Source organism: Halalkalibacter flavus (assembly GCF_036663575.1).
GTDB lineage: Bacteria > Bacillota > Bacilli > Bacillales > Bacillaceae_D > Halalkalibacter > Halalkalibacter flavus.
Genome location: NZ_JAWRVK010000023.1, coordinates 34,972 through 47,740, shown reverse-complemented (window position 1 = coordinate 47,740; position 12,769 = coordinate 34,972). Strand labels below are relative to the sequence as shown.

At 39.2% G+C, this 12,769-nt stretch carries 10 protein-coding genes; 7 read left to right on the top strand and 3 right to left on the bottom strand.

The features are described from left to right. Positions 1 to 75 precede the first annotated feature (75 nt). Positions 76 to 165, bottom strand: a complete 90-nt coding sequence (locus tag SAY88_RS15435) for a YjcZ family sporulation protein (protein WP_332632811.1) — start codon at positions 163 to 165, stop codon at positions 76 to 78. A gap of 190 nt (positions 166 to 355) precedes the next feature. Here SAY88_RS15435 and SAY88_RS15430 point away from each other — a divergent pair, with 190 nt between their 5' ends. The 3 genes from SAY88_RS15430 (at position 356) to fadH (ending at position 3,638) form a co-directional block, all read left to right on the top strand. After that, positions 356 to 1,243: a LysR family transcriptional regulator gene (locus SAY88_RS15430; RefSeq protein WP_332632809.1), complete on the top strand. Its 888-nt coding sequence runs from the start codon at positions 356 to 358 to the stop codon at positions 1,241 to 1,243. 257 nt (positions 1,244 to 1,500) lie between these two features. Next, entirely contained in the window at positions 1,501 to 2,682 is a 1,182-nt protein-coding gene (locus SAY88_RS15425; RefSeq protein WP_332632807.1) for an acetyl-CoA C-acetyltransferase, read from the top strand. 185 nt (positions 2,683 to 2,867) lie between these two features. Next, the gene (gene fadH / locus SAY88_RS15420; protein ID WP_332632805.1) at positions 2,868 to 3,638 is read left to right on the top strand and encodes a 2,4-dienoyl-CoA reductase; all 771 of its coding nucleotides are present in this window, start codon (positions 2,868 to 2,870) and stop codon (positions 3,636 to 3,638) included. Positions 3,639 to 3,773: 135 nt separating this feature from the next. On the opposite strand, the gene SAY88_RS15415 is transcribed toward fadH, so the two are convergent. Beyond that, positions 3,774 to 5,087: a DUF2254 domain-containing protein gene (locus SAY88_RS15415; protein WP_332632803.1), complete on the bottom strand. Its 1,314-nt coding sequence runs from the start codon at positions 5,085 to 5,087 to the stop codon at positions 3,774 to 3,776. A 147-nt stretch (positions 5,088 to 5,234) separates the two neighbouring features. On the opposite strand from SAY88_RS15415, the gene SAY88_RS15410 reads away from it, so the two are divergent. The 4 genes from SAY88_RS15410 (at position 5,235) to SAY88_RS15395 (ending at position 11,134) form a co-directional block, all read left to right on the top strand. Then, positions 5,235 to 5,648 (top strand): CoA-binding protein, encoded by a 414-nt coding sequence (locus tag SAY88_RS15410; protein WP_332632801.1) that lies wholly within the window; start codon positions 5,235 to 5,237, stop codon positions 5,646 to 5,648. Positions 5,649 to 6,072: 424 nt separating this feature from the next. Next, positions 6,073 to 8,043 (top strand): DNA topoisomerase IV subunit B, encoded by a 1,971-nt coding sequence (gene parE / locus SAY88_RS15405; RefSeq protein WP_332632799.1) that lies wholly within the window; start codon positions 6,073 to 6,075, stop codon positions 8,041 to 8,043. 2 nt (positions 8,044 to 8,045) lie between these two features. Next, positions 8,046 to 10,499: a DNA topoisomerase IV subunit A gene (parC, locus tag SAY88_RS15400; RefSeq protein ID WP_332632797.1), complete on the top strand. Its 2,454-nt coding sequence runs from the start codon at positions 8,046 to 8,048 to the stop codon at positions 10,497 to 10,499. A 155-nt stretch (positions 10,500 to 10,654) separates the two neighbouring features. Continuing rightward, positions 10,655 to 11,134, top strand: a complete 480-nt coding sequence (locus tag SAY88_RS15395) for a metal-dependent hydrolase (RefSeq protein WP_332632795.1) — start codon at positions 10,655 to 10,657, stop codon at positions 11,132 to 11,134. A gap of 392 nt (positions 11,135 to 11,526) precedes the next feature. Here SAY88_RS15395 and SAY88_RS15390 read toward each other — a convergent pair whose 3' ends face one another. Further along, a complete protein-coding gene (locus SAY88_RS15390) occupies positions 11,527 to 12,726 on the bottom strand; it encodes an MFS transporter (protein WP_332632794.1) in 1,200 nt (399 codons plus the stop codon). Positions 12,727 to 12,769 lie beyond the last annotated feature (43 nt).

Below are 12,769 nucleotides of genomic sequence, written 5' to 3'. Positions count from 1 at the left end.
TTAAGAGGCCATTGAAAAAGGTACGGTTTTGACCTTTTTCAATGGCCTCATCTGTATCTGTATTTGTGATTTTTTTTATTTAACAAAAGCAACTCCTACAATAACTAGTAGGATGAAAAGCACAACGATTAACGCAAATCCGCTACCTGTGCCGTAGTAACCCATGTGGAATACCTCCTTTTTGAGTTGCTATACTACACTGTATGATGAGGTGCTGAATTTGATTGGGCAGGGGACCATTAAATGAAAAATAAAGCAGGTGCCAATTGATCATAAGCAAATCAAATATAGGAGGATCTGATCATTTGAAAAAAATATGATAAAATAAAAAGAAATGAAACTTGAGGAGTTTATTATGCATATCGATCATTTAAAAATATTTGTCACTGTTGTAGAGTTAAAGCATTTTTCAAAAGCGGCAAAGGTTCTAAATTTATCACAGCCAAATGTTAGTCTTCATATTCGCAATCTAGAGAGTGAATTAGAAACAACGTTGTTTATTCGATCACCGAAACAAGTAAAAGTAACAGCAGCAGGAGAGATGTTTTATATAAAGGCAAGACAAATGTTATCTCTTTTTGAAGAAGCAAAGCAGGAAATTGCCGATCAACAGCATATTGTTCAAGGTACGATCAAAATTGGAGCTAGTTTTACGATAGGGGAATACATCCTCCCAAGAGTCCTTGCTGAATATGCGAACGATCACCCAAAGGTTAATGTTGAAGTCATGGTTGGAAATACAGAAGAAGTTATGGAGAAAACACGGACAAATGAATTAGATATTAGCTTAATTGAAGGAGAAGTTAGCGAGCAGGAAGTAGAAGCTGTCCCGTTCATGGATGATGAGATGATTATTATTGCTTCAAGTTCCCATCCATTAGCACAAGTCAGTGTAGTAACCCCTGATTTATTACAAAATCAAGTATGGATATTAAGAGAAAGTGGGTCCGGAACAAGGGCGTTTAGTAACCAATTGATTCAGCATTTAGAATTACAAATGAAGCGATCCTTTGTCTTTAGTAGCAGCCAAGGAATCAAAGAGGCGGTTTCTGCAGGACTTGGTATAGCGATGATCTCACGCTTAACTGTAAGGAAGGAATTAGAATTAGGTGAGCTGAAAGAAATCGATATTGCAAATCAGAGGTTCACACGAAAACTATCTATTATAAAAGGGAAACATGAATTTGTCTCACGAGCGCATGATTTATTTATTGAGAAAATACTTAATTTAAATAAATCGTAAAAATCTACAATGAAGAACAAGCTCTGCTCTTTGCAAACCTTCTATGAGAAAGCCACTCATAGAAGGTTTTTATAATATTTACAATAGATCAGCAGGGCAACTGACAAGGTCATAACTTATTCTTTTCCCCCTCCTCCACAAAATAAAACATATTCTTTCTGAAAAATTGTATTTTTTTGAAGGAATTGAAATGTTTTGGTCGAATTAAGTATGTGTAAGTAAAACGAATACATTTTTTTATCGCAGGAGGAGTAAAGATGAGAGAAGTAGTCATTGTTAGTGCAGTACGTACGCCAGTTGGGACATTCGGAGGTTCATTAGCGAGTGTATCAGCAGTTGATTTAGGGGTTGTCGCAACAAAAGAAGCAATCAAACGAGCAAATATTGCTCCAGAATTAGTTGATGAAGTACTAATTGGAAACATCTTGTCAGCTGGTCTTGGCCAAAACGTAGCACGTCAAGTTGCTATTAATGCCGGCTTACCAGAAACTACACCAGCTACAGCGATTAATAAATTATGTGGTTCAGGTCTTCGTACGGTCAGTATGGGAGCACAATTTATTGCATTAGGCGATGCAGATGTGGTTTTAGCTGGTGGAATTGAGAGCATGAGTAACGCTCCTTATGTTCTACCAAATGCACGTTGGGGTCAACGTATGGGACATGGCCAGTTAATTGATACAATGATTCACGATGCCTTAACAGACAAATTCAATGATTTTCATATGGGTATTACTGCTGAAAACATTGCAGAACAATGGGAATTAAGCAGAGAATCGCAAGATGAGTTTGCCCTACATAGCCAACATAAGGCAGAAAAAGCACAAAAAGAGGGTCGATTTAAAGATGAAATCGTCCCAGTTGAAATCCCGCAAAGAAGAGGGGAGCCAATTGTAGTTGATACAGACGAGCATCCAAAGCATGGTCTAACTATCGAAAAGCTTGCTAAGCTTCGTCCTGCCTTTAAGAAGGATGGTACGGTTACTGCGGGGAATGCATCAGGAATTAACGATGGAGCAGCGATGGTAATCTTAATGGCAAAAGAAAAAGCGGAAGAGCTTGGACTTGAGCCATTAGCGACAATTAAATCGTACGGAAATGCAGGACTTGATCCAAAAATTATGGGATATGGACCTGTACCAGCAACAAAACAAGCGTTAGAGCGTGCTGGATTAACAGTGGAAGATTTAGATTTAATCGAAGCTAACGAAGCGTTTGCTGCACAATCATTAGCTGTCGTAAAAGATCTTGGTTTAGACCCTGAAAAGGTCAATGTAAACGGTGGTGCGATTGCGTTAGGTCACCCTGTAGGTGCTTCTGGTACACGTGTGTTAGTAACATTGTTACATGAAATGCAACGCAGAGATGCGAAGCGCGGTTTAGCGACGCTTTGTATCGGTGGCGGTCAAGGAACAGCACTTATTGTTGAACGTAACTAAATAGAAGAAAAAGGTTTCTTTTTTGAGGCACTGAAAAAGGTCGATTGTATCTTTTCAGTGCCTTTTTTCATAAAAGAGTCTTTTTTCTATTAGTGCAATGAGTAAAAAGGGTTCTAACTATAAGAGGAACATGGTAAGATGAAATAGAAAGTGAATGAATGTTCATTCAAGAGGGGGTAGAGACTGTGAAGGGAAAAGCAGTTATTGTGACAGGTGGTAGCAATGGCATGGGAAAAGCAATGGCCAAACGATTTGCAGAACAAGGTGCTTTTGTGACAATTAGTGGGCGGGACCAGGGAAAATTGGAACGTGCAAAAGAAAAAATTGAGACGTTTGATGGACAGGTGTTACCAGTTGTCATGGATGTTCGTGACCCAAAAAAAGTCCAATGGATGGTAAGTCAAACGAAAGAGAAGTTTGGAGCAGTTGACTACCTGGTCAACAATGCAGCAGGAAATTTTCTCGTCTCAGCAGAGCAGTTATCACTAAACGGCTGGAACTCTGTTATTGACATTGTCTTAAATGGAACATGGTATTGCACACAAGCGGTGGCAAAGGACTGGATCAAAGAGAAAAAGTCTGGGAGCATCATCAATATTGTTGCAACTTACGCTTGGACAGCAGGACCAGGTGTTGTTCACTCTGCTAGTGCTAAGGCTGGTGTATTAGCGATGACAAGATCGCTCGCTGTTGAATGGGGAAGCAAGTACGGAATTCGCGTCAATGCAATTGCACCAGGACCAATTGAAGGTACTGGAGGAGTCGATAAGCTGATAGAGAATGAAAGTGTTCATAAAAAAATCATCGAAGGAATTCCGGCAAAACGATTTGGAAAAGTAGAGGAAGTAGCTGGAGTCGCTGCGTTTCTCTTCTCAGAAGAAGCCCGTTATATTAACGGAGATTGCATTACCATTGATGGGGCGCAATGGTTAAGTGGAGCTTCTTATAAACTGTAGTGAACTTAAGACCCTCTAAGTATAAAAAAGTGAGATTTAAGGTCTACGGAGTGCCGTTATATTGCTCAGAACACATCCCTTTTTAAAAAATCTTTGAGCAAATAACGGCTTTTTTGTGCACTTGTATTTTTTTACTTATAAAGGATGGTAATCATTCGCGTGTTCCGTTTGAATGGCTAATTTATAGATTTTTTCATTTAAATACTTACGATCAAGTTCCAATATCTCTTCTTTTTTGATTCCTTGCTGGATATAGCGAGAGAATTGCCATACCATCTTTTTAATTCTTGTCTCATTTTGTGAGGCGATTAATTGTAAGGAGTCGATCATAGCTGCAACAACGGATACATCCTCGATCCCGTAATGCCTAATTTGGTAGTAGCAACGATATAAATAGTCTTCAAAATGTCGCTGTTTTACGATGACACGTAAGCTTTCGAATTTATCATTGTAATAAGAACGATGAAGGTTCTTTTTTGCTAACACTTTCAGAATTCGAGCTAGTGCTCGAATTCCGCTAATAGCTGTATTCGGGTCATTTGTGCCTGGAGATAACGCTCGTAAAGTAATTTCAACAAGCTTGGTAAGGCCAAAATCAATGTCTTGAATAGTCGCCCGTTCTTCTCCTACATGAAACAAATCTTGATATCTAGCCTGATCTACGTTGCTTTTCTTATTCCCCCAAAAGGATAGGATGGTTGAACCTTTTTCAATAAAATCACCAAGTCCAACTTCTACTTTGATAATAATATCATCATCACTTGCTCGCTCAACTAATTTATCGATTTCAACAACAAGCAAATACCCTGATTTCTCAGAATGAATGTAAGTAGGCTCAACTAAATTCAGTTCTTCACTCTCCCAATCTTTCCATGGCTCATCTGCAGCTTCAATCATCTCATCTTCATAATTGGCATGAATCGATTCAATTGTATTTCGCGTAATATGATGAATTAAATTACTCACTTGAATCCATCTTCCTACATGATGTACAAAAAATACAAAAAAGCCTACACAAACGATCGCATACAACACAGCTAGTGTTGGCGAGAGAAACAACGTTTGCTCCTTTGTTTCTCGAATGAACAACAATAAAATTAAGGCATACACAAATCCGCCAATGAAAACACCAAGAATTCGCTGTGTGTTGTCATCTGTTAAAAAATCTTGCATCGTCCGTGGAGAAAATTGTGATAAGTAGGTTGTAAGAACGACCATAATCGTTGAAAACGAAATGGTTGTCATTGTTAACAGAGAGGAAGCGATTGTGCTTAACAGAGTCTGTGCCAAACCAATGTCAACGATAAAAAATCTAGGCAAAACATCATTGTTTACATACAGATCAAATAGAATGCTCAAGAAGGCGAGTATGATTGAGATGAGTCCATATAATGCCGGGATAAACCAAAAATGTGAGCGCAACATAAGCCATGTGGGACGATTTTTCATGACAAACAACCTCCCTCTTTAACGATGTATTACGTATTATTTTTTGTTATTTTGTCAAAATTAAACATTTATCTTTTCGTTTATGCAGGAAAATGAACCGATCATGCGGAAACATGTGAGAGTGAAAAAGAATAAAGGAGTGTTTAGATGGCTATTCAATACCCGAGCAATGAAGAAGTGAAGCAATTATTACAAGAAAGCAAACGAATTGCAGTTGTCGGTCTGTCAGCAAACCCAGAGCGAACGTCATACATGGTGTCAGAAGCGATGCAAAAAGCAGGCTATGAGATCATCCCAGTCAATCCTACAGCAGATGAAGTACTAGGGGTGAAAGCAGTTAAATCACTTAAAGAAATTGAAGGTGACATTGATATTGTTAATGTTTTTAGAAGAAGTGAATTTCTCCCGGAAGTAGCACGTGAAACGATTGAAGTGGGTGCTAAGTCATTTTGGGCTCAGCTCGGGCTTGAAAACGAAGAGGCATACGATATGTTAACTGAAAAAGGAATTCAAACAGTCATGAATCGCTGCATAAAAGTCGAACATGCAAAGTGGAAATAGAAACAGTGGTTAAAAATAGAGAGAATGAATACTGAACAAGGTGAAAAGTCACTTAATAATCAGTACGTTGATCTATACTAGCAATGTCTTTGCACGTTGCCGCCTTCTATGAGAAACCCACTCATAGAAGGTTTTTTAAGATATTACATAATGGGTAGAGGATCAGGTGAAATTGATTCTTTTTCCGACGAAACATTGAAGCTGCAAGGCTAGTGAAAAAGGCTAATAGTAACCTTTTTCACTAGCCTTGCAGAGCTCCCCCTTTTCTTTTCAGAATGTTGAAGAAAATGCAGGATAATCGAAAAGAGGTTGCGAATACAGAAATAACCGCTACAATAGATAAAGCAGCACTGTTCGATAAATAGAAACATTTGTTCGTTTGTGCTACAATACGAAAAGTAGCATGTTGAAAGGAGTACCAACTTTGGCTAAGAAACAACATTTGGATTATAACGATGATGCGATACAAGTATTAGAAGGGCTAGAGGCAGTAAGAAAGCGTCCGGGGATGTACATCGGGAGTACAGACGCTCGTGGCCTCCATCACCTTGTCTATGAAATAGTTGATAACTCCGTTGACGAAGCGTTAGCTGGACACGGATCATACATAAATGTTACGGTACACCGCGATAACAGTATCTCTGTTAGTGATGAAGGACGAGGAATGCCTACAGGAATGCATAAATCGGGGAAACCAACACCTGAAGTCATTTTAACGGTATTACATGCAGGTGGAAAATTTGGTCAAGGAGGCTATGCGACAAGTGGAGGTCTTCACGGTGTAGGGGCCTCGGTCGTAAATGCGCTGTCTGAGTGGCTTGTTGTTGAAATTAAGCGAGATGGGCAAGTATATAAGCAACGTTTTGAAAATGGTGGCAAACCTGTTACCACACTTGAGAAGACAGGGAAGACGCGCAAATCAGGAACAACCATTCATTTCAAGCCTGATCCAACCATTTTTAGCGCAATTACGTATAACATTGAAACGTTAACAGAACGATTACGTGAAGCGGCATTCCTCTTAAAAGGACTAAAAATTGAACTAGTCGATTTACGTGGCGAAGGTTCACAGCTAGAGTTTTATTTTGAAAATGGAATTGAAGCGTTTGTTGAATATTTAAACGAGGACAAAGAAACGTTAAGTCCGGTCGTCTTTTTCTCAGGGGACCAAAACGACATTGAAGTTGAATTCGCTTTCCAGTTTAACGATGGGTATACAGAAAATGTCCTTTCTTTCGTTAACAATGTTCGTACAAAAGATGGCGGAACCCATGAACTTGGTGCAAAAGCAGCGATGACGCGCGCTGTAAATGAATATGCACGTAAAGTGAAACTGTTAAAAGAAAGAGATAAAAATTTAGATGGATCAGATATTAGGGAAGGCTTCACTTCAATTATTTCCGTTCGAGTACCTGAAGCAAAGCTTCAATTCGAGGGCCAAACAAAAGGAAAGCTCGGTACACCTGAGGCACGATCGGCCGTAGATAGCGTTGTTTCCGAGAAGCTCTCTTATTTCTTCGAGGAAAATCCAGATGTCAGTACAATGCTCATAAAAAAAGCTGTGAAAGCCGCACAAGCGCGTGAAGCGGCAAGAAAAGCACGTGAAGATGCTAGAAACGGCAAGAAGAGCAAGCGAAAAGACATCCTATTAAGCGGGAAGCTCACACCAGCTCAATCGAAAAATCCACAACGTAATGAACTATATTTAGTTGAGGGTGATTCCGCTGGAGGATCGGCTAAACAAGGACGAGACCGTAAGTTCCAAGCCGTTTTGCCTTTACGGGGGAAAGTTATTAACACAGAAAAAGCAAAGCTTGAAGATATTATGAAAAATGAAGAAATTCGCACGATTATTCATACGATAGGTGCAGGGGTTGGGTCTGATTTCACGTTAGAAGATGTCAATTATGATAAAATTGTCATTATGACTGATGCGGATACCGATGGTGCGCACATTCAAGTCCTTTTGCTAACATTCTTTTATCGTTATATGCGCCCGCTGTATGATGCAGGGAAAATATACATTGCTTTGCCTCCGCTTTATAAAATCAGCAAAGGCAGCGGAAAAAAAGAAGTAATCGAATATGCGTGGGATGAGCGTGAACTTGATAAGGCGACGAAAAAAGTCGGTCGTGGCTATACATTACAACGTTATAAAGGTTTAGGTGAAATGAACGCAACTCAGCTATGGGAAACAACGATGGACCCAGAAACGAGAACGTTAATTCGTGTGAAACTAGATGATGCAGCACGTGCCGAAAAGCGTGTCACGACATTAATGGGAGATAAAGTTGAACCAAGACGAAAATGGATTGAGTCTCATGTTGCATTTGGGATGGAAGAAGACTCAAACATCTTAGAAAACGAAAACTTAGCAATTATTGAGGAGGAGTAAGCTTGGCACAAACAGAGCGTTACTTAGACCTTCCCTTAGAAGAAGTCATCGGTGACCGATTTGGTCGTTATAGTAAATACATTATTCAGGAGCGTGCATTACCTGATGCAAGAGACGGCCTAAAACCCGTACAACGAAGAATTTTATACGCAATGTATAAAGATGGAAATACAGCAGATAAACCGTTCCGTAAATCAGCGAAAACCGTTGGTAACGTCATCGGTAACTATCACCCACATGGTGATTCATCTGTGTATGAAGCGATGATTCGAATGAGTCAGGAATGGAAGGTTCGTAACCTGCTAGTTGATATGCACGGAAACAACGGATCAATTGATGGCGATCCACCGGCAGCAATGCGTTATACAGAAGCGAGATTATCGAAAATTGCATCACAGCTTCTGCGTGACATTGATCGCGATACGGTTGACTACATTCCTAACTTTGATGATACAGAGGATGAACCAGTTGTCCTTCCAGCCATGTTTCCGAACTTGCTAGTCAATGGCTCCACAGGAATTTCCTCTGGTTATGCAACCGACATCCCTCCGCATCATTTAGGGGAGATCATTGATGGTGTTATCATGCAAATGGAAAAGCCGAGTACAACGCTTGACGATCTATTACATGTTATTAAAGGTCCTGACTTTCCTACAGGGGGAATCGTTCAAGGTCTCGATGGGATCCGCCAAGCATACCGTACCGGAAAAGGAAAAGTTGTCGTCCGGGCAAAAACAGAAGTGGAAGAACTTCGCGGAGGCCGTGAGCAAATTGTCATCACGGAAATTCCATACGAAGTCGTTAAGTCTAACTTAGTGAAAAAAATGGATGAGCTTCGCTTTGATAAAAAAGTAGATGGAATTGCAGAAGTTCGGGATGATACTGACCGTACTGGTTTACGAATCGTTGTTGAGTTGAAAAAAGAAGCGGATGCAAATGCAATCTTAAACTATCTATTAAAAAATACTGATTTACAAGTTACATATAATTTCAACATGGTAGCGATCGCCAACAAAGCGCCGAAATTAATGGGATTGCAAGCACTAATCCAAGCATACATTGACCATCAAAAACTTGTCTTTACAAGACGTGCCAAATACGATCTGAACAAAGCGTTGGACCGTCAACATATTGTTCAAGGGTTAATTAAGGCGATTTCGATTCTTGACGAAGTCATTGCAACCATTCGTGCGTCTAAAGATAAAAAGAATGCGAAAGATAACTTAATTGCACAATTTGAATTTACAGAAGCACAAGCAGAGGCAATTGTTACATTGCAACTATACCGTTTAACAAATACGGATATTACAACACTTGAAGAAGAAGCAGCTGAGCTAGAACGCCGTATTCATGAGTTAGAAGCGATTCTAGGCAGCGAGAAGAAGCTTATCCAAGTTATTAAGAGCAATCTTCAAGTGATTAAAAAAGAGTTTGCAGATCCTCGCCGTACGGTAATTAAAGAAGAAATCGAAGAAATCAAAATCAACATGGATGTCCTCATTGCATCAGAAGACGTCATGGTTACTGTTACAAAAGAAGGCTATGTAAAACGAACAAGCATCCGTTCATATGGCGCATCAAATGGAGAGAATCCTGGGATGAAGGAAGGAGATTACCTACTCGGGCATTTTGAAATTAACACAACAGAAACGTTGTTGTTGTTTACAAAGTCCGGCAACTATCTCTATATTCCAGTTCACCAGCTCCCAGATATCCGTTGGAAAGACAATGGTCAACATGTAGCTAACCTTGTTAGTGGGTACAATTCAGATGATGAAATTATTAAAGCATTGCCAGTTAAAGAGTTTAAAGAAGAGCAATCGCTCCTGTTTATCACGAAAAATGGAATGGCGAAAAAGTCACAATTGTCCCTGTACCAAGCACAGCGTTTCTCGAAACCGTTAATGGCCTTAAAGTTGAAAGAAAACGATGAAGTAGTAGCTTGTATGTTAACAAATGGAAATGAAGAATTATTTATCGCAACCCATTTAGGATACGGGCTCTGGCTCGGTGAAGAAGAAATTAACCTAGTTGGCCAAAGAGCAGCTGGTGTCAAAGCAATTAATCTAAAGGATGAAGACCATGTTGTCGATGCGTCCACATTCCTAGCAGATGACAAGAAAGTTGAATTTATCATCGTCACACAGCGCGGGGCAGTGAAAAAGGTACCAATTACTGAATTTGATAAGTCGAGTAGAGCCAAACGCGGACTTGTCATGTTACGTGAATTAAAATCAAATCCACATCGAGTCATCGCATGCAAACGAGTGAATAACCAAAATGAAACGCTTGTAGTTGTCACTGATAAGAATCATGAAGAGACATTGGAAGTAGATAACTATCGAAATAGTGATCGTTATAGCAATGGATCGTTTGTCATTGACGTCTCAACTAACGGCAATGCGATTGAAGTTCGAGAAGAGATTGATACGACACCGAAAAATGACGAGGGTTAATTAAAACCACTGAAAAAGGTTCACCTTTTTCAGTGAGTAGAGGGTACTGAAAATTGACTATTTTCAGTACCCTTCATTAATGTAATCGGTTGTTTAATCAACACAAAAAGTAACCATAATAATATTATGTAAACTAAAAGAAAAGGAAGAAGACGATGAAAGGAACAACTCACCTGATTGGTGGTGTGACGGCAGCTGTGATCTATGAAAATCAGTTTCCCGGAACAATCAATGAACCATTTTTATTTTATACAACGGCATTAGCAGGAGCCATTATTCCAGACATTTGCCACCCTAAATCAATGATCGGCAGAAGACTACCGATAGTATCAAGAACGATAAGCACCGTTTTTGGACATCGCTCATTTAGTCATAGCTTGCTATTTCTAATGATTGTTTATTTGCTTACCGAGCAATTAACGATTCAAGGAGCCAATGCAATTCAACTCGGACTCCTTCTTGGTGTGGGCAGTCATATTGTTCTTGATGCGATAACCCCACAAGGAGTGAAATTGTTTTATCCAATCAAAATGAATGTAAGAACACCCATTTATGTCAAAACTGGATCAGTCATTGGAGAAACCGTTGTTACGTTTTGCTTGGGAGGACTGCTTGTTTTCTATTTGTTTTCGTAAGGAAAGGAAGGGAAGGTACCAGTCCAGAAAAACAGGGGAAAAGATCTTCATAAAGCCGATAAAGACCCAAACAGCTTAGAATAGCATGGAAAAGATCTTCATAAAGCCGATAAAGACCCAAACAGCCTAGAAAAGCATGGGAAAGAGTCTTCATAAAACAAATGAAGACCCAAACAGACAAAAAAGCATGGGAAAAGGACTTCATAAAAACCAATATATATTATTCTTGTTGAAAATGCGATTAGTTAGCCCAGATTAATGACTGGGCTATTTTTTATGCAAAAAGCACCGCATTTAGCGGTGCAACTAGATATACATTTTCTTGTGTAAATCTGGTAATTGCGATAGGTAACTGAACCGGTTACCTATTTACGGCGCCTTCCTTTTATCGTTTATTGATAGTTTGGGCGGTAGAAAAGTAAAATGATAAAACCACATAAAGATATGATTCCACATAAGAAAAAGACAAAAGGTAAACTTATTCTGTCAGCAAACTCACCAGCGACCAACGGCCCGGCCAAAATTCCAATAGCATAAAAGGATTGATAAAAACCCATTGCTGAGCTTTTCATTTCACTTGTAGCTAGTTGGATTACCATCCCCAAAAGGAGAGGAAAGATAATCCCAAGTAACAAGCCAATCCCAGCATGGATGAGACAGAACAATAAAAATGAGTTTACTAGAGGAGGCATGAACAACAGCAGAGCAATGAAAATAAAACAAACGAGTAAAACAAGTTTTTGCTTTCTTATATCAATTTGATAAAACATAAGCCAAACTGAAGCAAGTGCATGCGGGATAAAAAATGAACAAACTAACAACGTGATTGCATGACTGCCTGATGAAAGCTGTGTTGTATACATCGGTGAAAACCCAAAAATTGTAATAAACAAAATCGCATGTCCACTTAACGATAGGAATGTAATCGTTTTTAGTCCGTGGATTTGATACGTCTTTTGTATATGCGAAGTTATTTTAATAGGTTTTTTATTTGTTGAGACAGTAACTTCTTTAATACGAAAAGCTAAGATTAGCCCAATGATGGAGGTAACAGCAGCAACCCAAAACGGAAACGACCAACCTAGTTGAATGACTAAATACCCGCTAATCATCATGCTAAAGAATTGCGCAAACACCGTTAAAAATTGCACACGACTCATTGCTTTGGAAGCATCTTCTGTCTTAAAATATTGTGAATACAACACAGTTGCCATCACCCACATCGCAGCAGTAATTCCTGCTAAAAGACGGGAAGTGAAGATTCCAATAAATGATTGTGTGAAAATAAGCAGAAGGCTGCTAATGAATGCGATAACAAAACCAGAAATGAATAGTGGCTTTCGTAAACCTGCCAGGCGGTCTGAAAGGACACCTAAAGGAAAACGCAGGATGATTTGTGTCACCCCATAACTTCCTAAGATGATTCCAATGATAGAATAGCTAAAACCAATATCCTCTAAATATAAGCCAAAAACAGGTATGTAAATATAAGTGCAAAACCAAAAACAAAAGACCACACTTAAAAATACAAGATGATCAGTTTTTGATGCGACATGTTCCTCTCCTGCTGCTTTTCTTAAGGCTTGTTCCAATAATTCCACTCCTATCCTATTTAAAAGCATTTTCTTTTACTGT

Excerpts from the sequence above, each read along its gene's own strand:
- SAY88_RS15435 (WP_332632811.1), bottom strand. The coding sequence starts at position 165 with ATGGGTTACTACGGCACAGGTAGCGGATTTGCGTTAATCGTTGTGCTT.
- SAY88_RS15430 (WP_332632809.1), top strand. The coding sequence starts at position 356 with ATGCATATCGATCATTTAAAAATATTTGTCACTGTTGTAGAGTTAAAG.
- SAY88_RS15425 (WP_332632807.1), top strand. The coding sequence starts at position 1,501 with ATGAGAGAAGTAGTCATTGTTAGTGCAGTACGTACGCCAGTTGGGACA.
- SAY88_RS15415 (WP_332632803.1), bottom strand. The coding sequence starts at position 5,087 with ATGAAAAATCGTCCCACATGGCTTATGTTGCGCTCACATTTTTGGTTT.
- SAY88_RS15410 (WP_332632801.1), top strand. The coding sequence starts at position 5,235 with ATGGCTATTCAATACCCGAGCAATGAAGAAGTGAAGCAATTATTACAA.
- SAY88_RS15395 (WP_332632795.1), top strand. The coding sequence starts at position 10,655 with ATGAAAGGAACAACTCACCTGATTGGTGGTGTGACGGCAGCTGTGATC.